The 23427-nt window shown below is 69.0% G+C and carries 20 protein-coding genes; 17 read left to right on the forward strand and 3 right to left on the reverse strand.

Features of this window, described 5'->3' with window-relative positions; all coding sequences use genetic code 11:
- Nucleotides 1–24: 24 nt before the first annotated feature.
- On the reverse strand, nt 25–1638 hold the full coding sequence (locus INT51_RS05480) for a L,D-transpeptidase family protein (RefSeq protein ID WP_193104202.1): 1614 nt from the start codon (nt 1636–1638) through the stop codon (nt 25–27).
- A 357-nt stretch (nt 1639–1995) separates the two neighbouring features.
- Here INT51_RS05480 and INT51_RS05485 point away from each other — a divergent pair, with 357 nt between their 5' ends.
- The 6 genes from INT51_RS05485 (at nt 1996) to INT51_RS05510 (ending at nt 8741) form a co-directional block, all read left to right on the forward strand.
- The gene (locus tag INT51_RS05485) at nt 1996–3012 is read left to right on the forward strand and encodes a bifunctional riboflavin kinase/FAD synthetase (protein ID WP_193104203.1); all 1017 of its coding nucleotides are present in this window, start codon (nt 1996–1998) and stop codon (nt 3010–3012) included.
- A 163-nt stretch (nt 3013–3175) separates the two neighbouring features.
- The gene (gene rpsO / locus INT51_RS05490; RefSeq protein WP_193104204.1) at nt 3176–3445 is read left to right on the forward strand and encodes a 30S ribosomal protein S15; all 270 of its coding nucleotides are present in this window, start codon (nt 3176–3178) and stop codon (nt 3443–3445) included.
- Between the two features lie 218 nt (nt 3446–3663).
- Complete coding sequence (locus INT51_RS05495) at nt 3664–5916, forward strand: polyribonucleotide nucleotidyltransferase (protein ID WP_193104388.1); 2253 nt, start codon at nt 3664–3666, stop codon at nt 5914–5916.
- A 175-nt stretch (nt 5917–6091) separates the two neighbouring features.
- Entirely contained in the window at nt 6092–7429 is a 1338-nt protein-coding gene (locus tag INT51_RS05500) for a pitrilysin family protein (RefSeq protein WP_193104205.1), read from the forward strand.
- A 76-nt stretch (nt 7430–7505) separates the two neighbouring features.
- Nucleotides 7506–8273, forward strand: a complete 768-nt coding sequence (gene dapB / locus INT51_RS05505; protein WP_193104206.1) for a 4-hydroxy-tetrahydrodipicolinate reductase — start codon at nt 7506–7508, stop codon at nt 8271–8273.
- Between the two features lie 9 nt (nt 8274–8282).
- The gene (locus INT51_RS05510; RefSeq protein ID WP_193104207.1) at nt 8283–8741 is read left to right on the forward strand and encodes a hypothetical protein; all 459 of its coding nucleotides are present in this window, start codon (nt 8283–8285) and stop codon (nt 8739–8741) included.
- A 13-nt stretch (nt 8742–8754) separates the two neighbouring features.
- On the opposite strand, the gene INT51_RS05515 is transcribed toward INT51_RS05510, so the two are convergent.
- On the reverse strand, nt 8755–9069 hold the full coding sequence (locus tag INT51_RS05515; RefSeq protein ID WP_193104208.1) for an AzlD domain-containing protein: 315 nt from the start codon (nt 9067–9069) through the stop codon (nt 8755–8757).
- Complete coding sequence (locus tag INT51_RS05520; protein ID WP_193104209.1) at nt 9066–9851, reverse strand: AzlC family ABC transporter permease; 786 nt, start codon at nt 9849–9851, stop codon at nt 9066–9068. The genes INT51_RS05515 and INT51_RS05520 overlap by 4 nt, the downstream gene beginning before the upstream one ends.
- A gap of 74 nt (nt 9852–9925) precedes the next feature.
- Here INT51_RS05520 and INT51_RS05525 point away from each other — a divergent pair, with 74 nt between their 5' ends.
- From INT51_RS05525 to INT51_RS05575, 11 genes are all read left to right on the forward strand, one after another.
- A complete protein-coding gene (locus INT51_RS05525; protein ID WP_193104210.1) occupies nt 9926–10654 on the forward strand; it encodes an HAD family phosphatase in 729 nt (242 codons plus the stop codon).
- Between the two features lie 168 nt (nt 10655–10822).
- The gene (gene asnB, locus INT51_RS05530) at nt 10823–13579 is read left to right on the forward strand and encodes an asparagine synthase (glutamine-hydrolyzing) (RefSeq protein WP_193104211.1); all 2757 of its coding nucleotides are present in this window, start codon (nt 10823–10825) and stop codon (nt 13577–13579) included.
- 55 nt (nt 13580–13634) lie between these two features.
- On the forward strand, nt 13635–14573 hold the full coding sequence (gene dapA / locus INT51_RS05535; RefSeq protein WP_193104212.1) for a 4-hydroxy-tetrahydrodipicolinate synthase: 939 nt from the start codon (nt 13635–13637) through the stop codon (nt 14571–14573).
- Nucleotides 14570–16261: a ribonuclease J gene (locus INT51_RS05540; protein WP_193104213.1), complete on the forward strand. Its 1692-nt coding sequence runs from the start codon at nt 14570–14572 to the stop codon at nt 16259–16261. Before dapA ends, INT51_RS05540 begins: the two co-directional genes overlap by 4 nt.
- A gap of 268 nt (nt 16262–16529) precedes the next feature.
- Nucleotides 16530–19340 carry a DNA translocase FtsK gene (locus INT51_RS05545; protein WP_304502087.1) on the forward strand — a complete coding sequence of 937 codons (2811 nt, stop codon included), beginning with the start codon at nt 16530–16532 and terminating at the stop codon, nt 19338–19340.
- Nucleotides 19341–19409: 69 nt separating this feature from the next.
- Entirely contained in the window at nt 19410–20003 is a 594-nt protein-coding gene (gene pgsA / locus INT51_RS05550) for a CDP-diacylglycerol--glycerol-3-phosphate 3-phosphatidyltransferase (RefSeq protein WP_193104215.1), read from the forward strand.
- A complete protein-coding gene (locus INT51_RS05555; RefSeq protein WP_193104216.1) occupies nt 20000–20476 on the forward strand; it encodes a CinA family protein in 477 nt (158 codons plus the stop codon). The genes pgsA and INT51_RS05555 overlap by 4 nt, the downstream gene beginning before the upstream one ends.
- Before the next feature lie 204 nt (nt 20477–20680).
- On the forward strand, nt 20681–20986 hold the full coding sequence (locus tag INT51_RS05560; RefSeq protein WP_193104389.1) for a helix-turn-helix domain-containing protein: 306 nt from the start codon (nt 20681–20683) through the stop codon (nt 20984–20986).
- A gap of 1 nt (nt 20987) precedes the next feature.
- A complete protein-coding gene (locus tag INT51_RS05565; RefSeq protein WP_193104217.1) occupies nt 20988–21212 on the forward strand; it encodes a DUF3046 domain-containing protein in 225 nt (74 codons plus the stop codon).
- A gap of 335 nt (nt 21213–21547) precedes the next feature.
- Nucleotides 21548–22660 (forward strand): recombinase RecA, encoded by a 1113-nt coding sequence (gene recA, locus INT51_RS05570; protein WP_193104218.1) that lies wholly within the window; start codon nt 21548–21550, stop codon nt 22658–22660.
- Nucleotides 22661–22663: 3 nt separating this feature from the next.
- On the forward strand, nt 22664–23347 hold the full coding sequence (locus tag INT51_RS05575) for a regulatory protein RecX (RefSeq protein ID WP_226832002.1): 684 nt from the start codon (nt 22664–22666) through the stop codon (nt 23345–23347).
- The last annotated feature ends 80 nt before the right edge of the window (nt 23348–23427 follow it).

The raw sequence follows: 23427 nt of genomic DNA on the forward strand, positions 1-23427 counted from the left end.
GGGATCGTGTCAGCGAGCCGCTGCTCAGTAATGGGACTCCACGCGCGTGCCCATGGATGCCCAGTCGTACAGCCACTTCGCATCGGACACCGGCATGTTGATGCAGCCATGCGAGCCGGAGAATCCGAAGGACGAGCGCCACGGTGCACCATGGAAGCCGAATCCACGATGGAAGTACTGCACCCAGGGGACGTCCTTGGTGAGGTAGTACTTCTCGTGCCCCTCGGGGTAGTACGCGGCGTTGGTCATGTCCTGACGGTCATAGCGGAGGTAGATCTCGAAGGACCCGGTGACCGTCTCGTTGCCTTCCTTGCCGTCGACCATCGAGCGCGGGCCCCACACCGGAGTGTCGCCGACGTACGCCGTGACGGTCTTGTTGGCCAGGTCCACGTCGATCCACTTCTCACCGGTCGGCTTGGCGGCAGGAGTCTCCTCCTCGGCGTCCTTCTTCTTCTCGTCCGCGTCCTTCTTTTCTTCGTCCTTCTTCTTCTCGTCCGCGTCCTTCTTCTCTTCGTCCTTCTTCTTCTCGTCCTTCTTCTCTTCGTCCTCGTCCTTGGGGGCGTCGACCTCGTCGACCTCCGCCTCGACCTTCTTGGTCTCGAACGCGGCCTCCAGGGGCGAGGTGCCGTTCAGTGCGGAGATCAGCTCCTCGGCGACCGCATCGGTGTTGGTGATCTGCAGGCCATCCGTCTTCTCGGCGACGACCTTGACGACTTCGCCCTCCTCGTCGACCTGCTCGATCCCGTTCTTGACCTCGACGGCGTCCTCGTCGGCGCGCGCGGACACCCACTCGTGCACGGCGTCCTCGTCGACGGAGACGACCAGTGCCTTGCCCTCCTCGTCGGGAGCGACGGAGAGCCAGCTGCTGCGACGTTCGGCCGAGACCTCGTGGGTCTCGTCCTCGGCGCCCGCGATGGACATCGGCTGCTCCAGGAGGGAGCCGATGGTGCCGACTGTCTCCTCGGCCTCCGCCGTGGTGATCGCCGGAGCGATGTCCTGGATCGGCTGCTCCACGCTGAAGTCCTCGAGTGCCGGCGCCTTCTGCTTCACGGTCTCCACGAGGGTCTCGGGATCCACCCCCTGGCCATTGCGGCCGGGTTCGGCGTTCCAGGTCTGCGCCTCCTCGTCGAAGGTGACCTGGGCATCGACCGGCTCGGTCATGTCCTCGGGGATGAGCCCGGTGGCGAAATCTGCGACGGCGGTCTCGTCGACGCTCACGACGGGTTCGACGGCACGCTCGCCCGACCAGGTCGAGGAGATCACGTCACCGAAGGAGTCCTCGCCGTCGACGGCGGCCTGCGCAGTGGCGGCGGCGTCGACGCTCACGCCGAGATCCGCGAGCGGCACCTCGAGCTGCTGGTCGCCGGCCGTCACGGTCACCGTGACGCCCTCGCCGCGCTCGGTGACGAGCGCGGCGATCTCCTCGGGCGTCTTGCCCGCGACGTCCTGACCCAGCACGGTCGTCCCGGGCAGGGCGCGGCCCTCGAACTGCTTGGCGTATGCCAGGGCGCCGCCGGTCAGCACGACCGCGATGACGCCGATGATGGCCACCAGGATGATGATGATCCGTCGACGGCCGTGGCGGTCGGTGGGTCGAGACGGGCCACCCATCGCGGCCGGTTCGGTCACGTTCGTCATGGAATTCGATCCGTTCTCAGCGGCCGTCGTGTCTGCCCCCGCATCAAGCGCGGGAGGGCACAGGGGTCCCTCCCCGGCGCCGCCTTGTCCTTCAGGGTAACGGAGCGCCCATCACCGGCGATATGCTGAAAATGCCGAGCTTCGTCACAGCTCGGTCACGTCCTGGGGGAAGACCTGCCGCGTCGCACCTTTTTCTGACACCTCCTCGGAGTGGCGCCAGGAACTATGCGGACGGCCGTTCACGCATCTGGGCGCTACAGTGTTCCCCGGTGTTCTCGCACCGATGGGCGCCACTGTTCGGTGCCGTTGCCCGAGGGTGCGTCCGCGCACCCGGCCCTGGAAGGACTTGACCGCGCCGTGACCCGCACCCCCATCTGGCACTCCGTCCAGGACGTGCCCGTCGACCTCGGTGCGACGGCGGTCTCGATCGGCAACTACGACGGGATCCACCGCGGCCACCGTTACGTGCTCGATCAACTGCTGCGTCATGCCGAGACCCGTTCGCTGACCCCGGTCGCCCTCACGTTCTGGCCGCACCCGCGCCACGTCATGGGCACGCCCGGGGATCCGCCGTTGCTCACGGGGCATTCTGACCGGGATCGGCTGCTGCTGCTGGCGGGACTGCACGGTGTGCTCGATCTCGAGTTCACCCGAGATTTCGCGCTCTACTCGCCCGAGGATTTCGTACGGGTCTTCCTCGTCGAGGGTCTCGGGGCGAAGTGCGTCGTGCTCGGCGAGGACGCCCTGTTCGGTCGCGCGAACGCCGGGACCATCGACACCATGCGCGAGCTCGGTCGGACGTATGACTTTGAGGTCGTCACCGTCGCGGACCTCGGCCCCGAGGGGGAAGGGAGCGGTCGCATCTCCTCCTCAGCGATCCGCGGCGCTCTGCTGGCCGGGGATGTCGAAGGTGCCGCGGAGGGTCTCGGACGGTTCCACACGGTCTCCGATGTCGTGCATCACGGGTACCAGCGCGGCCGTGATCTCGGTTTCCCGACCGCCAACCTGGGGCCGTCCCCGGCCGGTCTGATCCCGGCCGACGGCGTCTACGCCGGCCACCTCACGGTTGTGGATCAGGACCCTGGCCACCTCGGCACCGCGCCGCTGACCGGCGCACCCGCGACGATCTCGATCGGCACAAATCCGACCTTCGAGGTCGACGGCGCGCCGCGGCGGACGGTCGAGGCCTACGTGCACGGAGCGCATGATCTCGATCTCTACGGGGACACCGTCCGGATCGAGTTCGTGGCATTCCAGCGCCCCACCCTCAAGTTCGACTCGGTCGAGAGTCTCGTGGATCAGATGGAGCGGGACGTCGAGGTGACCCGCCGCACTCTCGATGCGGAGTCCTCCCGTTCGGCCACGGCCGACTGATATCCTGCACACGCCGTGAATTCGGCCGCGGAGAGTTAGTCCGCCCCACCCCGCAGCGCCCGTGATGATCGTGTGCGCATCCCGCGGGGACGTGGGGCGATGCTCGCCCAGAGAGCCCGGGACATACGGTCCCGGTGCGCCGCGCAACGACCACAGGAGAACCATGGCCTTCGACACCGCCACCAAGCAGGAGATCATCAAGGAGTACGGGACCACCGAGGGTGACACCGGTTCGCCCGAGGTCCAGGCCGCGCTCCTGACGCACCGCATCACCTACCTGACCGAGCACCTGAAGACCCACAAGCACGATCACCACTCGCGCCGTGGTCTGATGCTGCTGGTCGGTCAGCGCAAGCGCCTGATGAAGTACCTGCAGGCCACCGACATCGCGCGGTACCGTTCGCTGATCCAGCGCCTCGGCATCCGCCGCTGATCCTCTCCGCCGCTCGCCCGCAGGGGCGGGCGGCGGTTTCATCTGCCCGCCCCGGCGGGCCCCTGCGAGTTCCGCCCCGACCAGGTTCGGTCCTCGGCAGTGACCTGCGGTTCCGCAGAGACGGCTTGTCATCAGCATGTCCGTCCCTGTGCACCGCGAGTGACTGGCGATGACCGCACCGGCAGGGCAACCCCCTACCAGAGGAGATACCCATGGCCATGGAAGGCCCTGAAATCACCGCGACGACCGCGGTCATCGACAACGGCTCGTTCGGCCGTCGTGAAGTGCGCTTCGAGACCGGGCGACTCGCCCAGCAGGCAGCCGGCGCCGTCGCCGTCTACCTCGACGACGACACGATGGTGCTCTCGGCGACCGCCGTCTCGAACCGTCCCAAGGACCAGTTCGACTTCTTCCCGCTCACGATCGACGTCGAGGAGCGGATGTACGCCGCGGGCCGTATCCCCGGCTCGTTCTTCCGCCGTGAAGGTCGCCCCAGCACGGACGCGATCCTCGCCGCCCGCCTCACCGACCGCCCGCTGCGCCCGGCCTTCGTCAAGGGCCTGCGCCACGAGGTCCAGGTCGTCCTGACCGTCCTGGCCAACGGCCCCGACGACGCGTACGACGTCGTCGGCATCAACGGCGCCTCCGCGTCCACCCAGATCTCCGGCCTGCCCTTCTCGGGCCCGATCGGCGCCGTGCGCATCGCGCTCATGCCGACCGCGCAGGGCGGCCAGTGGGTCGCCTTCCCGACCTTCTCGCAGCTCGACGAGGCCGTTTTCTCCATGGTCGTCGCCGGCCGGATGATCGACGGCGATGTCGCGATCATGATGGTCGAGGCCGAAGCCACCGACAACTCCTGGACGCTCATCAAGGAGCAGGGCGCGATCGCGCCCACCGAGTCCGTCGTGGCCGAGGGCCTCGATGCCGCCAAGGTCTTCATCCGCAGCCTGTGCGTCGCCCAGCAGGAGCTGGCCGATACCGCCGCGAAGCCGGTGCGCGAGTTCCCGCTGTTCCTGGACCACCAGGACGACGCCTACGAGATCGTCGCCGGCGCCGCCACCGACCGTCTCGCCGAGGTCATGGCGATCGCCGAGAAGACCGATCGCGAGGAGCGCACCGAGCAGCTGCTCGCCGAGGTCACCGCGGAGCTCGCCGGCGAGGGCAAGCCGCTCGAGGGCCGCGACAAGGAGGTCACCGGTGCGTTCCGTGCGCTGACCAAGCAGGTCGTGCGCAAGAAGGTGCTCACCGACGGCACCCGCATCGATGGCCGCGGTCTCCGCGACATCCGTGCGCTCTCCGCCGAGGTCGAGGTGCTCCCGCGAGTGCACGGCTCGGCGCTGTTCCAGCGCGGCGAGACCCAGATCATGGGTGTCACCACGCTGAACATGCTCAAGATGGAGCAGCAGATCGACTCCCTCGGGCCGGTCACGCGCAAGCGCTACGTGCACCACTACAACTTCCCGCCGTACTCCACCGGCGAGACCGGTCGCGTCGGCTCCCCGAAGCGCCGCGAGATCGGCCACGGTATGCTCGCCGAGCGCGCCCTGGTACCGGTCCTGCCGACCCGCGAGGAGTTCCCCTACGCGATCCGTCAGGTCTCCGAGGCCCTCGGGTCCAACGGCTCCACCTCCATGGGGTCCGTCTGCGCCTCGACCCTGGCCATGCTGAACGCCGGCGTGCCGCTGCGGGCCCCGGTCGCGGGCATCGCCATGGGCCTGATCTCTGACACCGTGGACGGAGAGACCCGCTACGCGGCGCTCACCGACATCCTCGGTGCCGAGGATGCCTTCGGCGACATGGACTTCAAGGTCGCCGGCACCAGCGAGTTCATCACCGCCATCCAGCTCGACACCAAGCTCGACGGCCTCCCGGCCTCCGTGCTGACCAGTGCGCTGTCTCAGGCCCACGAGGCTCGCCTGGCGATCCTCGGTGTCCTGCACGAGGCGATCGACGCCCCGGACGAGATGAGCCCGCACGCTCCCCGCGTCATCGCGGTCACCGTTCCGGTCGACAAGATCGGTGCGGTCATCGGCCCGAAGGGTCAGATGATCAATCAGATCCAGGACGACACGGGCGCGGACATCACGATCGAGGACGACGGCACCGTCTACATCGGCGCCACCGACGGCCCCTCGGCCGAGGCCGCACGCTCCGCGGTCAACGCCATCGCCAACCCGCAGGTCCCCGAGATCGGCGAGCGCTACCTCGGAACCGTCGTGCGCGTGGTCGACTTCGGTGCCTTCGTGTCGCTCACGCCGGGCAAGGACGGCCTGCTCCACGTCACCCAGCTGCGCAAGCTGAACGACGGCAAGCGGGTCGACAACGTCGAGGACGTCGCCAAGGTCGGTCAGAAGATCGAGGTGGAGATCCGTGAGATCGACGCCCGCGGCAAGATCTCCCTCGGCGTGATCGACGACGAGAAGGAGGAGTCCGCCGACTCCGCCGCCTCGGAGCCGACCACAGCAGAGTGATCCTCGCGGCGGCCTGAGGTCGTCAGCGCCATGAGGGCGGCATCCCGGAGACGGGGTGCCGCCCTCATCGCATGTCGGCCCGATCCCCGGGGGACCGGCGCGCGGGTCCGTGTTCCGCGACACGGTCCGAGAGTGACCCCGGACGACCGCCATCCGGTCGTGGAACAATCGGTCGATGCCTTCTGACCTTGCTTTCGACGACCCCACCTCCGACGTCATGCTCGACGCCGCCACCGGCGTGCGCCGCAGCATCCTGCCCGGCGGGGTGCGCCTGCTGACCCAGACCGACCGCAGCGTGCGCAGCGTGACCATCGGGCTGTGGCTGCCGGTGGGCTCGCGCGACGAGCAGCTCCGGCACGCCGGGTCCACGCACGCGCTCGAGCATCTGCTGTTCAAGGGCACCCGCAGGCGCTCGGCGATGGACATCGCGACCGCCTTCGATGAGGTCGGCGGCGACTCCAACGCGATCACCGCCAAGGAGCACACCCTGTATTACGGCCGGGTTCGATCGGCTGACGTCCCCATGGCGGTGGACGTCCTGACCGACATGATCACCGCGAGCCTCCTGACGCAGGAGTCGCTGGTCACCGAACGGGAGGTGATCCTCGAAGAGCTCGCCATGGCGGAGGACGATCCCACCGACGTCGGCTACGAGGCGTTCCTCGCCGATGTCCTGGGCCCCGATACCGCGATCGGCCGTCCCGTCGGCGGCACCGCCGGGAGCGTGAACGCCCTGAGCATCGACGATGTGCGCGCCCACTGGACCGAGCACTACCGTCCCGACAACCTCGTGGTCACCGCCGTCGGCGACGTGGACCATGACGAGCTCGCGGGCCTGCTGCAGACCGGACTGCGTCGTGGCGGCTGGACGCTGGAGGCAGGCGCGGTGCCCACCCGTCGGCCCCGGTCCGAGCATCTCCTGGATGACACGACGAAGATGTCGTTCCAGGACGTCGCGACGATCACGCCGCACCGGCTCATCCGTCCCGCCGAGCAGAACCACATCTATCTCGGCGGGCCGGGCATCTCCGCTCTCAGCGAGGACCGCCACACCCTCTCGGTGCTCATGTCCGTCCTCGGCGGCGGCATGTCCTCGCGACTGTTCCAGAACATCCGCGAGCAGCGCGGGCTCGCGTACTCGGTGTACTCCTTCAGCGGGGGGTACCGCGATGCCGGCCTGTTCGGGATGTACGCCGCCTGCCGCCCCGGTCGTACCGCACAGGTGGTCGAACTGCTCGCGGCGGAGCTCGCCCGGATGGGTACTGGCGGCATCGACGAGGAGGAGCTGTCCCGCGCGAAGGGCCAGATCACCGGATCCTTCGCGCTGGGCCTCGAGGACACCAGCAGCAGGATGGGTCGCCTCGGCACCCTGGAACTGGTCCACGGCAGGTACACGAGCGTCGATGAGACCCTGGAGCGGATCGGCCGGGTCGACGTCGCGGCCGTTCGCGAGCTCGCCGGGCGCCTGGCCGGCTCCTTCAGCACTCGGGTCGAGGTCGGACCGGAGTCCTGACCGAGCCATGGGCCAGCACGACAGCACGTCTTTCATTGCTCTGAACCCTGAACCCCTGACGATCGAGGAGCACTCCATGACCCATTCCGCACAGGCACCCCTGCGTGTCGCCGTGATCGGCGCCGGAGGCCGCATGGGCTCCGAGGCCTGCCGCGCCGTCGAGGAAGCCTCGGACCTCGAGCTGGTCGCTCGCCTCGGCCGCGACGACGACCTCTCGGTGATCGTGCAGGAGCGGGCCCGGGTCGCGATCGACCTCACCGTTCCAGCCGTGACCGGCCAGAACGTGCAGTGGCTGGTCGAGCACGGCATCCACGCCGTGGTCGGCACCACGGGATGGACGGCCCAGTCGCTCGAGGGCCTGCGCTCACAGCTCGCCGGAGCCGACGGGGTGGGCGTGCTCATCGCCCCGAACTTCGCGATCGGAGCAGTGCTGGCCATGCGCTTCGCCGAGATCGCCGCCCGCCACTTCGAGAGCGCCGAGATCATCGAGATGCACCACCCGGACAAGCTCGATGCCCCCTCCGGCACCGCGCGCCATACCGCCGCCGCCATCGCCCGGGGCCGAGCCGCAGCCGGGCTCGGCCCGGTGCCCGACGCCACCGAGAAGGATCCTGACGGCGCCCGGGGCGCCGTCGTCGACGGGATCCACGTGCACGCCGTGCGCCAGCGGGGCCTGGTCGCGCACGAAGTCGTCCAGTTCGGCGGCCCGGGCGAGCAGTTCCAGATCCGCCACGACTCCTTCGATCGCGCCGGCTTCATGCCCGGTGTGCTGCTGGGCGTGCGCCAGGTGGCCGAGCACCCGGGCCTCACGGTGGGCCTGGACGGCTACCTCGAGCTGGACTGAGGCGAACGGATGCGTCAGAAGATCTTCGTCGTCGCGCTGGTGCTGATCACTGCGGCGTACTGCTGGGGCCTCGGCTGGATCGCGTGGGGCTTCGTCCGTGCAGGCAGCGCCCTGGGATACGGCCTCGCCCTCGGCGTTGTCATCCTGCTCGGCCTGACCGTCTGGGTGATCTGGCGCGAAGTGCTCTTCGGGGTCGCCGCCGGTGACCTCGCGCGCCGGTACGCACCCCCTGCCGACGCGGTGGCCGACGACCCGCCCGCCGAGTTCGAGGCCGCACGCGCCGCGATCCGGCAGGAGGGTGAGGAGGGCGAGGACGGTGAGGACGACTGGCGCGCCTGGTTCCGCCTTGCTCTGGCCTACGACGCTCTGCGGGATCGCAAGGGGGCGCGCATGGCCACCCGCCGTGCCATCGACGCACGCCGCGACGGAGCACGGTCCTTCGTGGACGGCCGGGGTCCAGGGGCCTGATCACGGGAGGGGCTCAGCCCCAGCCGAGAGCGCGCAATCCGGCGGCTGTGACGGCGGCGGCGATCACGACCACCAGGAACGGGGCACGCAGGAGCAGCAGCACGGCGCCGACGCCGACCGCAGCCAGCCGTGCATCGAGCACGATCTCCGCGCCGCTGGCGGCGGTCTGCGTGGCCACCAGGGCGCCCAGCAGCGCGATCGGCAGCAGGGTCGTGACCCGTGCGATCCGCGGACGCTCCAGGATGTCGGGCGGGGCCTGGTAGCCCAACCACTTCTGCCCGAAGGACAGCACCGAGGCGGCGATCACGGCAATCCACAGCATGCTCATCGTTCGCCCTCCTGCTCCGGGTTCCGGGCAGTCGTCGCGCCCTCACCATCACGACTGCTCGCGGCGGGGACCGGGTGATGACGCGAGGGCAGCAGCCCGGCCACCACCGCGACCAGAGCGGCTGCCAGCACCGGCAGCCCTGGCGGCAGCACGGGCGTGGTCAACAGGGCGATGAAGGCGGCGGCCACCGCGATGACCACGGCGTCACCGGAGCGCAGACGCGGCCACAGCAGCGCGAGGAAGGCCGCGGCGGCCGCGGCATCGAGTCCCCAGGCGCGCGGATCGGCCACGTACTGTCCGGCGAGCGCGCCGACCAGGGAGAACAGGTTCCAGAAGACGAAGACCCACAGGCCGGCGGCCCAGAAGCCGGTGCGCTTCTCGGCCGTATCCGTCCCGGAGGCCGCGAGCGCGGCGGACTCGTCGATCGTGAGGTGGGCCCGCAGGATGCCCTTCACGCCGCGGTGGGGGAGGGACGGGGCCAGGATGAGCCCGTACAGCGTGTTGCGAAGACCCAGCAGCACGGAGGCCAGGGCCGCCCCCAGGGCGGAGCCACCCCCGCCGACCACCCCGATGAAGGCGAATTGGCTGCCACCGGTGAACATCACGGCGGACAGCACCATCGCCTGCCACACATGGAGTCCGGAGGCCGTCGCGAGGGCCCCGAAGGAGATGCCGTACAGGCCGGTGGCGAGCCCGATCGAGAATCCAGTGCGACGCACGGTGCGCAGGCGGCCGGGGGAACCACGCCCGCCCTGATCGGCGGCCGGCGGAGCAGTCGTCATGATGGTGTTCACTGTACGGTCACCTGGGTGGATGTCGCGTTCGCGTCCGTTCGTGGATGTGAGAGCGTAAGACTATGACGGCCTCCTCGGACACTCCCGGCACGCTCGTGCCCACGGAAGCACTCCCGCTTCGCACCCAGGTGCTCCTGCTCGACATGGACGGCACCCTGATCGACTCCGGCCCGGCGGTCGAGCGGGCCTGGAACACACTGCTGCGCGAGCTCGGCACCGACCTCGAGTTCGGTCATGCCCAGCACGGCAAGCCGGCCCGACAGGTGCTCACCGAGCTGCTGCCCGAGCTGAGCGAGGAAGAGCTCGCGACGGCGCATGCCCGGGTCGAAGCCCTCGAGATCGCCGATGTCAGCTCGATCGTGACTCTGCCGGGCACCGAGCGCCTCCTGCGCGAGCTCGACGAGGCCGCTCAGCAGCTGGGCAGGGCCACCTGGACGATCGTCACCTCCTGCACCGCGCCGCTGTTCGAGGCCCGCTGGGCCACCACCGGGCTGCCCGTCCCCGCACAGATGGTCACCGCCGACCAGGTCGCACGAGGCAAGCCGGATCCGGCGCCGTACCTGCTCGGGGCGCAGCGACTCGGAGTCGCCCCAGCCCGGAGCGTCGTGATCGAGGATTCCGTCGGGGGGCTGCGGTCGGGGATCGACGCCGGCGCTCGCACCGTCGCCGTGACCAGCACCACGCCGGCCTCCGAGCTGGCGCCCCTCGCGGACGCCCTGGTGACGTCGCTGGATGACCTGGAGATCCGGGTCGAAGGCGAGGACCTGGTGCTGGCGCGACGCGGTAGCTGAACGTCACGCCGCGCCTGCCCGTGCGGCGGCGACGGCGTTGATAAGCTCGGGCGGCCGATCCCGGCACGCCCGGGCGCCCGCGGACACCTGACGATTCTCCGGTGCCCGTGTCGGCCCGCTGCGACCGAACCGCGGATCGGAGCCGTCCCCCTCGAAAGGACTCGTCCCATGTGCGGAATCTCCGGCAGCTACGGATTCGGCGCCGACACCGAGGGCATCGCCCGGCGGATGAACAGCGCCCTGGCCCACCGCGGCCCGGACGGCGAAGGGATCTTCGTCGCCGGTCAGGCCGGTCTGGCCCATCGTCGCCTGTCCATCATCGACATCGCCGGCGGCGCCCAGCCGATGACCACCCAGGACGGTCGCTACACGATCGTCTACAACGGTGAGACCTACAACTACCTGGACCTGCGCGCGGAGCTCCAGGAGCTCGGCCACACCTTCCGCACCGAGTCGGACACCGAAGTGCTGCTCGAGGCGCACGCCGAGTGGGGCACCGCCGCCTACGACCGCTTCAACGGCATGTTCGCCTTCGCGATCCACGATGCGCAGACCGATACGGTCACCATCGCGCGCGACCACTTCGGCATCAAGCCGCTGTACTACTGGGTCGATGACGCCCAGGACCGTGCGGCGGGCGCCCCCAAGGTGCTCTTCGGCTCCGAGATCCGCGCGTTGCTCGCCGCCGGTCAGTTCGAGGCCGCGCCGGACGATCGCGCCGTCTACCGCTACTTGAAGTTCCGGGTCCAGGACGACGACTCGCAGACCTTCTTCCACGGCGTGCGCCGGCTGATGGCTGGCCAGGTCCTCGAGATCGGGCCCGACGGCACCGAGGTCACCTCCTTCACCCGCTTGCAGGAGGAGCTGCGCGAGATCGCTGCGCGCCCCAGCCGCCCGTACAGCGAAGCCGTCGTCGACGAGTACCGGGAGCGTTTCCACGAATCGGTGCGGCTGCGCCTGCAGTCGGAGGTGCCCGTGGGCACCTCGCTCTCCGGTGGCCTGGACTCCTCCGCGGTGGCCGCCGTGATCGCTCGTCATCTGCGCGAGCAGCCCCAGGACGAGAGCTTCAGCGCCGTCGGCAGCCGACAGAACACCTTCTCGGCCGTCTTCCCGAACTCTGCGAACGACGAAGAGGCCTACGTCGACAAGCTGCTCGAGGACAACGCGGGTCAGATCACCGCACACAAGATCCACCCCCAGCCCGACGCCTTCCTCGAGGACCTGCGCGATTTCGTGCGCACCCAGGAAGAGCCGATCATCTCCACCGGCCCGTACGCCCAGTACGCGGTGATGCGCGAAGCCAGCCAGCACGTGACCGTACTGCTGGACGGCCAGGGCGCCGACGAGATGATGGCCGGGTACAACCCGTACTTCTACGTCTACCTGCGCCAGCTGCGCCGCCAGAAGCGGTTCAAGGAACTCGCCAGCGAGGTCATCGGCTCGCGCGACATTCTGCGCAAGCTCGCACGGACCAAGTACTCCGGGCGCACCTCGGTGCCGATCGAGGCCCTGCTGAACTCCGGCTTCGTGGCCGAGCACAGCTCCGAAAAGGTCACCTCGGTCCAGGACGACATCAAGGAGCGCCTGCTCGAGGACACCTTCCGCTCCTCCCTGCCCTCGCTGCTGCGCTACGAGGACAAGAACACGATGCGCTTCAGCATCGAGGGCCGCGTGCCCTTCGTGGACAAGGAGCTGCTGAAGTTCCTGTTCTCTCTCGACGAATCCGCGATCATCCACGACGGCTGGAACAAGCGGATCCTGCGCGAGTCCATGGACGGCATCCTGCCGGACATGATCTCCAAGCGCCGCAACAAGATCGGTTTCACCACCCCGGAGGGGGAGTGGTTCCGCACCATCGCCCCGGAGCTGCAGGAGATCTTCACCTCCGAGTCCTTCGCGAGCCGGCCCTACTTCGACGCCCCCAGCGTGATCGCGCTGTTCGAGGACTACATCGCCAACCCCGGCAACCACGGCACCATGATGTTCTGGCGCCTGCTGAACGTCGAGCTGTGGATGCGCACCTTCTTCGACGACACCGAGGGCTCCTCGCGCGCTCTGGGCGACCAGGCCGCTGCCGACGAGCAGGAAGCGCTGGCCGCAGCTGCTCCTGCACCGGTCCCCGAGCCCGAGGACGAAGAGCCCAAGAGCGACTACGTCGCCAATCCCGATAAGCAGCTCGACCTGGTGTCGGAGTCCGACGCCCACAGCTGGCGCCGGCTGCCCCTGCAGACCGAGCTCGTCGCGCGCGGTGATGATCTCGAGTCCCTGGTGCGCGAGCGGGCCGAGCGCTTCGCCGCGTCGCTGCCCGCGGACGTCGTCCCGGAGGGCTCTCCCTGGTACTTCGTGATCAGCGAGAAGATCATCGCGATCATGCAGGGCCGCTCCTGGTTCACCTGGGAGATCAAGCCCCGCACCTCCGCGAAGGTGCTCAGCCGCTTCGTGACCCGCACCCCGGCCGGGATCGGGCTCGGCGACCCCACCACCATGGAGCTCGCCATCCGTGAGGTCGGCCTGCCTCGTGTCGTGGCTGCCTCGGCCGCGGGCGCGGCCGGCAAGGTGGTCGGCAAGCGCGGACTGTTCTACGAGGTCGTCGGCGCCAACGTGCGAGCCATCGACGGCCCCACCCCGTACTCCGCATTCCCGTCGAACGTCTCCGCAAAGCTGCCTCCGAAGGATCCGGACGCCGTCTCGGCGACCATCTCCGCGGCGATCCGCGGCGCTGACATCCCTGCCGCCCTGCGCGACAGCTTCGTGGGCACCGTGGTCATGGATGCCAATGACATCGGCCGCAACGTGCTGGGCTCGGACGTGGCCACCCCGGACGAGCGCCTCGAGGCGACGTTCGCCGACAACCCCCTCGGTCAGGGCCGCCAGCGCACCCCGCTCGCGATTCTGGTCGATCTCGGTACCGCGTCACACCGCTGAACGGTCCTGGAGCTGGACTAGGCTCCGATGACCAGAACGTTTCCAGGAGGAGACCATGACCAGCACCGACTCGCGCCCCGTGCGGCCGTTCGGCGCGGTGGGGACCGCAATGGTCACCCCGCTCACCGAGGACGGCCGTCAGGTCGATTTCGAGGCCGCCCAGAAGCTGGCGGTGCACATCTGCGAGCACGGAAACGACCTCATCGTCGTCTCCGGCACCACGGGCGAGGCCCCCACACTCACCGATGTGGAGAAGCTCGATCTCGCCCGCGCCGTGCGTGAGGCCGTCGGGCCCGAGGTGAAGCTCCTCGCGGGCGTCGGCACCTATGACACGGCGCATTCGATCGAGCTCGCACGTGCCCATGCGGAGCTCGGCCTCGACGGCCTGCTGGTCGTCACCCCGTACTACTCCAAGCCGAGTCAGGCCGGGGTCATCGCGCACACCACCGCGGTGACCGAGGCCACGGATCTTCCCGTGATGCTCTACGACATCCCCGGGCGCGCCGGGATCCCGCTCTCCTACGAGACGCTGCTGCGGCTCGGCGAGCACCCGCAGATCCTCGCGGTCAAGGACGCCAAGTCGGACCTGCAGCAGGCGACTTTGGTGATGGCGGAGACCGGTCTGGCGTACTACTCGGGTGAGGACGCCCTCAACCTCGCGTGGCTCTCCATTGGCGCCGCCGGCATCGTGTCCGTCGTGGGCCAGGTTGCCGGCGATCTCGAGAAGGTGATGCTCGAGGCCATGGACCGGTCCGATCTCGCCACCGCGCGGGACGCCCACAACCGCCTCGCCCCGCTGATCGAGGCCACCTTGCATCGCATGCCCGGAGCCGTCGCTGCCAAGGCCGCTCTCGCCCTGCAGGGAGTGCTGCCCCACGCTGTCGTGCGCGGGCCCCACCTCGCTGCTGACGCGGATCAGCTGCGTGCGCTCGGCGCGGCGCTGGACGCGATCGACGGTGTTCCCCCACGTGATGCGACGCGGAGTCCCCGGTGACGAGCCCGTACGCCCATCGCTTGAACCAGCCGCCGAAGCTGCGCCAGGGCACGCTTCGGGTCACCCCGCTGGGTGGCCTCGGCGACGTGGGCCGCAACATGACCGTCCTCGAATTCGAGGGGCGTCTGCTGATCGTCGACTGCGGGGTGCTCTTCCCCGAGGACGCTCAGCCCGGTGTGGACCTGATCCTGCCGGACTTCGACCTGATCCGTGACCGGCTCGAGGACATCGCCGCGATCGTGCTGACCCACGGTCATGAGGACCACATCGGTGCGGTGCCGTATCTGCTGCGTATGAAGCCTGATATTCCCCTGGTAGGCAGCCAGCTGACGCTCGCCTTCATCGAGGCGAAACTCAAGGAGCACCGGATCAAGCCCTACACCTACGCGGTGAAGGAGGGGCAGCAGGAGAGCTTCGGCCTGTTCGACTGTGAATTCGTGGCCGTGAACCACTCCATCCCTGATGCCCTCGCGGTCCATGTGTCGACCCCGGCCGGCACCGTGCTGCACACCGGCGACTTCAAGATGGACCAGCTGCCCCTGGACGGCCGCATCACCGATCTGCGCGCTTTCGCCCGACTCGGCGAGGCCGGCGTGGATCTGTTCATGACGGACTCCACCAATGCCGAGGTCCCCGGCTTCACCGTCGGCGAGCAGGAGATCGGGCCGACGCTCGATGCGATCTTCGCCCGCGCGACGCAGAAGATCGTCATCGCCTCGTTCTCGAGCCACGTCCATCGCGTCCAGCAGGTGCTCGACTCCGCCGCCGCACACGGTCGCAAGGTCGCCTTCGTCGGCCGGTCGATGGTGCGCAACATGGGCATCGCCTCGGAGATGGGCTATCTCGACATCCCCGACGGCACCGTCATCGACGTGAAGAAGATCGACACCCTGCCCGATGAGCAGGTCGTGCTCATGTGCACCGGAAGCCAGGGCGAACCGATGGCCGCGCTGAGCCGGATCGCCAACCGCGACCATCGCGTCAGCGTGGGTCCCGGCGATGTCGTGATCCTCGCGTCCTCCCTCATCCCGGGCAACGAGAACGCGGTGTTCCGCGTGGTCAACGGCCTGATGGCGCTCGGCGCCGAGGTCGTCCACAAGGGCAACGCGAAGGTCCACACCTCGGGTCACGCGAGTGCCGGCGAACTGCTGTACTGCTACAACATCGTGCAGCCCAAGAACGTCATGCCGATCCACGGGGAGGTACGCCACCTCATCGCCAACGGCAAGGTGGCCGAATCCACCGGCGTTCCCGCCGAGCGGGTCATCCTCGCCAAGGACGGTCACGTCGTCGACCTCAGGGACGGCGTCGCGACCGTCGTCGGCGAGATCCCCAACGGCTACGTGTACGTCGATGGTTCCAGCGTCGGGGAGATCTCCGAGGCCGATCTCAAGGACCGCCGCATCCTCGGCGACGAAGGGTTCATCTCGCTGTTCGCCGTCGTCAACTCCGAGACCGGCGCCCTCATCGCCGGTCCCGAGATCCACGCCCGCGGTGTGGCCGAGGACGACCTCGTGTTCGAGAAGATCCGTCCCGAGATCGTCAAGGCCCTCGAGCAGGCCGTCGCCGACCAGACCGACCGCCGCGACACCCACCAGTTGCAGCAGGTCATGCGACGGGTCGTCGGCCGCTACGTGTCCCGACTGCGCCGTCGACCCATGATCATCCCGATCGTCATCGAGGTCTGACCGGCCCGGCGAGCCTCCCCGCCCAGCGACGCCTGCCCCCCTCGACCAGCCGCCCTGTGCGACGGAGGGCGTGAGATGCGTCCGGTGCGACGAGGCCGCGCGCCTCACCTCCCGGAGCGGGAGAGGGGTGGGCGGTACCCTGTCTCTTATGGCGACACGTACGTCTTCCCCCGCACGTGCGTCGAAAGGCTCGTCCCGGAGCTCGGCTGCAGGTAGTTCCCGCACCACCGGTTCCGCGACGCATGACCCCTCGACGCTTCCTCTGCCGGTGCGCGCAGTGCGCTCCGGCTATCTCGCGCTCGCGCGCATGGTCGGCGGCTTCGTCCGCTCCATCGGCGTTGCGCGCTGGGAGGTCTCCGCCGAGCAGCGGCGCGACGGCTACGCGCTGTTCCTCCTGCTGATCGCCGCCCTGGTGGCCGTCGTCGAGTGGTGGCAGTCCTCCGGCCCCGTGTTCGGTGCCGTGCATACGGTGGTCGCGGGTACTTTCGGCATCTCCTCCATGGTGATCCCCCTGCTCGCAGCAGGATGGGCGCTGCGCATGTTCCGCCGCCCGGATCAGGTGCGCGCGAACAGTCGCATCGCGATCGGTATCGCGCTCCTGCTCACCGCCCTCTCGGCGATCGCCTCCGTCTCCGCGCGCCTGCCGGCGCCGGCCGACGGCATCGACAACCTGGCTCGTGGGGGAGGGGTGCTCGGGTACCTCGCTGCCGCGCCGCTCGAAGCGCTGCTGCCGCCGGTCGCGGTCATCGTCATCCATTCCGTGCTCATCGCCTTCGGGATCCTCGTGCTCACGGCGACGCCGGTCGAATCGATCCCGGCGCGCGTGCGCGGCGTCTACGACGTCATGGTCGGCAACAGCGAGGACGAGGACGCCGAGCGGGTGGCCGTCGGCCTGCGCCCGCGTCGCGGGGGCCCCGAGCTCCACGAGCAGGCCACGCAGGCGCAGCCCTCCGGGCGTACGCGACGCCGCAGCCGCAAGGAGAAGGCCGAGGCGGCCGCCGCTGAGCGGGATCACGAGAGCTTCGGCTACGCGGGGGACGAGGCGTTCCAGCAGGGCGTCAGCGAGGAAGCCGCTGCCGCGGCGGCGAAGAAGAAGGGCCGCACGTCCGGCCCGCGACGCGGTGCGCCGGCCGACTCGACCGAGGTCTTCGACGTGGTGGAGGGGGAGAACCACCGCGCCAAGACGTTCCCCGGCAAGGGCGGGAAGCAGACTCCCGATGCCACCACCGAGATGCCAACCGCCGCGGCCGCCAAGAGTGCCGGCGCGACCAAGCCTGCGGCCACCAAGCCAGCGCCGACCAAGGCTCCGGAAGCTCAGAAGCCGGAGCTGGTGCAGCCCCCCATGGGCGACCTGCCCCGTGCTGGGGAGCAGCTCGAGCTGGCCGGCGACGTCGTGTACACGCTGCCGGAATCGTCCTTCCTCCTGGAGGGCGCGCCGCACAAGACGCGTTCCGAGGCCAACGACCAGGTGGTCGCTGCGCTCGAGGAGGTCTTCGAGCAGTTCAACGTCAACGCCAAGGTGGTCGACTTCTCCCGCGGGCCGACGGTCACGCGCTACGAGGTCGAGCTCGCCCCCGGCACCAAGGTCGAGAAGGTCACGGCCCTGGACAAGAACATCTCCTACGCAGTGGCCAGCTCCGACGTGCGCATCCTCTCGCCGATCCCCGGCAAGAAGGCCATCGGCATCGAGATTCCCAACACCGACCGCGAGACCGTCGTCCTCGGTGACGTGCTGCGCAGCTCGGTCGCACGCCGGAACGAGCATCCGCTGGTCATGGGCGTGGGCAAGGACGTCGAGGGCGGTTACGTCATCGCGAACCTCGCCAAGATGCCGCACCTGCTGGTGGCAGGTGCCACCGGTGCCGGCAAGTCGGTCTTCGTGAACTCGATGATCACGTCGATCCTCATGCGCGCGACCCCCGAGGAGGTGCGCATGGTGCTGGTCGACCCCAAGCGCGTCGAGCTCTCCATCTATGAGGGCATCCCGCACCTGATCACCCCGATCATCACCAACCCGAAGAAGGCCGCCGAAGCCCTCGAATGGGTGGTCAAGGAGATGGACGCCCGCTACGACGACCTCGCCGCCTTCGGGTACAAGCATGTCGACGACTTCAACAAGGCGGTGCGTGCAGGCGACGTCACCCTGCCCCCCGGCAGCGAGCGCCGCCTGGCCCCGTACCCGTACCTGCTGGTCGTGGTCGACGAGCTCGCGGATCTCATGATGGTGGCGCCGAGGGACGTGGAGGCGTCCATCCAGCGCATCACCCAGCTGGCGCGAGCGGCCGGGATCCACCTGATCCTGGCCACGCAGCGACCCTCGGTCGACGTGGTCACCGGCATCATCAAGGCCAACGTTCCCAGCCGGCTCGCCTTCTCCACCTCCTCGCTGCAGGACTCGCGGGTCATCCTCGACTCCGTCGGCGCGGAGAAGCTGATCGGTCAGGGCGACGCCCTGTTCCACCCGATGGGCAAGGCCAAGCCGATGCGCGTGCAGGGCGCCTGGGTCAACGAGTCGGAGATCCACAAGGTCGTCGACCATGTCAAGACCCAGATGAAGCCCAACTACCGCGAGGACGTCCAGGTCGTCGCCGTCAAGAAGCAGATCGACGATGACATCGGCGATGACCTCGACGTGCTGCTGCAGGCGACCGAGCTCGTGGTGACCACGCAGTTCGGCTCCACCTCGATGCTGCAGCGCAAGCTGCGCGTGGGGTTCGCCAAGGCCGGCCGCCTCATGGACCTGCTCGAGTCGCGCGAGATCGTCGGCCCCTCCGAGGGATCCAAGGCCCGCGACGTGATGATCCATCCCGACGAGCTCGGCACTGCCATCGCGCGGATCCGCGGCGAGGAGGTCCCGAGCTCCGAGGCGGACGAGCCCTACAGCGACGACCACTCCGTCGACCTCGAAGCGGACCCGCCCCCCGGCGCTCCCGTGGGCGAGGACGACTCCGCACCCGCGCAGAGCGAGAATCGGTACGCGACCGACCCGCTGGCCGATGACGGGTCCGAGCCGGCCACCGACTATTACGACGAGGATGATGAGGACGGGCAGGACGCCTGGAGCCTCACCGGCCGCTGAGCGTCCCTCCTCCCCGCTGCCCCGTCGGCTCCGACCACCGCCTCCACCCTCCACCCCGCAGGAGCACCGATGAGCACACCCCGTACGGACCCGGTCCCGCTCTGGAACATCGCGAACATCCTCACCATGGTGCGGTGCGCCATGGTCCCGGTGCTGGTGGTGCTTGCCGTCCTCTTCCCGGACTCCGTCCCCGGGCGCCTGCTCGTGGCGGCGGTGTTCGTGCTCGCGATGATCACGGACTTCCTGGACGGATACCTGGCACGCAGCCGGAACCTGATCACGGACTTCGGCAAGATCGTCGACCCCATCGCGGACAAGGCGATGACCGGGGCGGCGCTGATCATGCTGTCGATCTGGGAGTACGTCCCGTGGTGGATGACCATCCTGATCCTGGTCCGCGAGATCGGCATCACCGTGATGCGCTTCACCATCCTGAAGTACGGCGCACTGCCTGCGAACATGGCGGGCAAGGCGAAGACGATGGTCCAGACCGTCGCGATCAGCTTCTGCCTGATCCCCTTCGAGCTGTGGTGGGGGCCGGCGCGCTGGATCGGCCTCGCGCTGGTGCTGCTCGCCGTGGTCCTGACCGTGTGGTCCGGCCTCGTCAACCTCAAGGACGGCCTGCGACTGCGTCGTGAAGCCCTCGCCGGCGGCGCTGCGTGACCTCAGATCCCGCTGCGATCATCGACCGGGCAGCCGAGCTCGGGCTGACGATCGCGACGGCGGAGTCCCTGACGGCCGGTGCCGTGGTCGCCCGTCTGGTCGACGTCCCCGGAGCGAGCGCCGTCATCGCCGGGGGAGCGGCCTGCTACTCCTACTCCGCCAAGTCGCGTGTGCTCGGCGTGGACGCCGGCCTGCTCGTGAGCAGGGGAGCCGTGGCGCCCGAAGTGGCCACCGCGATGGCGGACGGGGCGCTCGCGCTGTACGGCACGGATCTCGCGGTGGCCACGACGGGGGTGGCCGGACCGGGCCCGGACGAGCGTGGCGTGCCGGAGGGGACCCTCTGGGTGGGCCTTGCCCGACGGGACGGCGAGACCTCTGTCCGTGAACTCCATCTCAGCGGTGGAAGGGCCAGGATCCGGGCGGCAGCTGTCGACGCCGCGCTCGAGGACCTGGGGTCCGCCCTCGGCTGCTGAGCTCACCTGCAGGTCATCACGGCGTGACGGTGCTTCCTCCTCAGGGTCTCGTCATGCACAATTCTCAGCGAGCCCTGCGAGGCGGACCACTAGACTCTGGGGAACACTCTGGAGGGTCGGGGCGTTGTGATGATCGTGATGACTTCCATGCACCGCACCCCTGAGGTGTTCCACCAGTTCAACCAGAGGAAGGGAGGCAAGGCCATGGTCCTGTTCCGTCAGGAGCTCGGGGACGTGCTGCGCGATGCTCGTCGTACCCAGGGCCGCACGCTGCGGCAGGTGTCCTCCGACGCCCGCGTGTCCCTGGGCTACCTCAGCGAGATCGAGCGCGGCCAGAAGGAGGCCTCCAGCGAGCTGCTGGTCTCCGTGACCGATGCCCTGGGTCTCCCGCTGTCCTTCGTCCTGCGCGAGGTGTCCGATCGGATCGCCGTCGCGGAGCGCGTCACCATCCCCGACACCGTTCCCGAGGGCCTCGCCGACGACGCGAGCCCGCTGGTCGGCGCTCACTGAGGTGCGGCGCAGCGAGTTCACGGAGCTGGCCGATCATGTGTTCGGCCCGGCCCTGGCCCGCACCTACACGCGTGACCTCGTGCTCGAGGACGCCGGCGGCCTGACCGCCGAGCAGGCCCTCGAGCACGGGGTTCGTGTGCGCACGGTATGGACAGCTCTCTGCGAGGCGATGGACGTGCCGGAGTCCCGGCGCTGGGAAGTTCCCCTCCAGCAGCGACGACGCTGACTCTGCCCGGATCTCCCCGGGTGTCGCGAGCATGAGGTACGGGCACGCTGCTCTCCGAGATGCCGCACGACGCACCTCGATGCCGTACGCCATGGCGGGAAGCCGTGCGACACGCCGCGACGCACCCTCTGGAAACGCGCATGTTCGAACGCCTGTTCGGTACAGTGGTCCCTGACGGTCTCCCCCGGCACCACGTCCACGATCTTGTCTTTCCTCCCCACTGACCGGTCATCCACACCGGGATCGGGGTGGCAACGAATGTCGGGACCGCCGCCTACTGTGGCCGCAAGGTCAAGACGTCGGCACTCCCGGCCCCCCAGGAAGGAACGAAGCACATGGCTGCTCCCAAGTCAGCTGGATCCAAGACGGTCGCCTCCAAGGATCGCGGCTCGTCGCTCGACAATGCTCTCGCGCAGATCGATCGGCAGTTCGGAAAGGGCTCGATCATGCGCCTGGGTGATGACACCCGGCCCCCGGTCGAGGTCATCCCCACCGGCTCCGTCGCCCTGGATGCCGCTCTCGGCATCGGTGGCCTGCCCCGTGGCCGTGTCGTCGAGGTCTATGGTCCGGAATCCTCCGGCAAGACCACGCTCGCCCTGCATGCCGTGGCCAATGCGCAGCGCAACGGCGGTATCGCGGCGTTCATCGACGCCGAGCACGCGATGGACCCGGAGTACGCCAAGAAGCTGGGCGTCGATACCGACGCCCTCCTGGTCTCCCAGCCGGACACCGGCGAGCAGGCCCTCGAGATCACCGACATGCTGATCCGCTCCGGTGCGCTGGACATCGTGGTCATCGACTCCGTGGCCGCGTTGGTGCCCAAGGCCGAGATCGAGGGCGAGATGGGCGACACCCACGTCGGCCTGCAGGCTCGCCTCATGTCGCAGGCGCTGCGCAAGCTCGCCGGTGCGCTGTCCACCTCGGGCACCACCGCGATCTTCATCAACCAGCTGCGCGAGAAGATCGGTGTCTTCTTCGGCAGCCCGGAGACCACCACCGGCGGCAAGGCGCTGAAGTTCTACGCCTCCGTGCGGATGGACATCCGCCGGATCGAGACCCTCAAGTCCGGCACCGATTCCGTGGGCAACCGCACCCGCGTCAAGGTCGTCAAGAACAAGATGGCCCCGCCCTTCAAGCAGGCCGAGTTCGACATCCTGTACGGCGAGGGCATCTCCCGCGAGGGCGGGCTGATCGACCTCGGCGTCGAGCACGGCATCGTTCGCAAGTCCGGTGCCTGGTTCACCTACGAGGGTGACCAGCTCGGCCAGGGCAAGGAGAACTCCCGCCAGTTCCTCAAGGACAACCCGGATCTCGCGGTCGAGATCGAGGAGAAGATCCTGCGCACCCTCGGAGTCGGCAAATACGCCGCTGAACCGGTGGAGGCGGCGACAGAGGCCGCGCTCGGCGAGGACGAGTTCCTCGACGAGGACGTCCCCGCCACCATCTGATCCATGGCGGATCACCTCCCGGCCGGGAGCGGCCGCGACGACCACGAGATCGCCGCGGCCGCTCCCGTCTCTCTCGCCCATATTCCCACCGCGCCCGAGATCCGCGCCGATCTCTCGCAGCGCACCCACGAGATCCTCAACTCGCCCCCCACCGCGGCGGACCCCCTGTCGGCGGAGCGGGAGAAGGCCGTCGTGCACGAGTGTCGGTACCTGATGAGGCTCCTGTCGACGCGCAGACGCTCCGCCGGGGAGATGCGCCAGCGGCTCGAGAAGCGCGAGGTCCCCGCCGATGTCGCCCACGAGACCATGGCCCGGATCGATCGCGCCGGACTGATCGACGACGCCGCCTTCGCCCGCGACTGGGTGCAGCAGCGTCGAGAGCTGCGCGCTCTGGGCGACGAGGCCCTGCGCCGTGAACTGCACAAGCGTTGGGTAGCTGCCCCCCTCATCGACGCAGCGCTGATCGCGGGGGAGAGCGACGAGGAATCACGGTGTCGTGCGCTGGTGCGATCTCGCATCGGCTATCGCGACCGCGAGCAGCTGAGCACCGAACGCGACGGCAGCCATCGCCGCCGACTCTCCCGGCGCCTGGATGCCCTGCTCACCCGCAAGGGCTACCCCGGAAGCCTGGCGGTCCACGTGATCGCCGGCGAGCTGCGCGAGGCCGCGAGCAGCCCTGAGCGCTGAGGGCTGGGCGCTCTTCGAACTGCGCAGGTGACAGGAGCTCCCACCGAGGAACGTCGGACGCGCCGCAGCCGGGGACTCTC

Origin of the sequence: Brachybacterium sp. FME24 (genome assembly GCF_014897705.1) — a bacterium.
Classification (GTDB): domain Bacteria; phylum Actinomycetota; class Actinomycetes; order Actinomycetales; family Dermabacteraceae; genus Brachybacterium.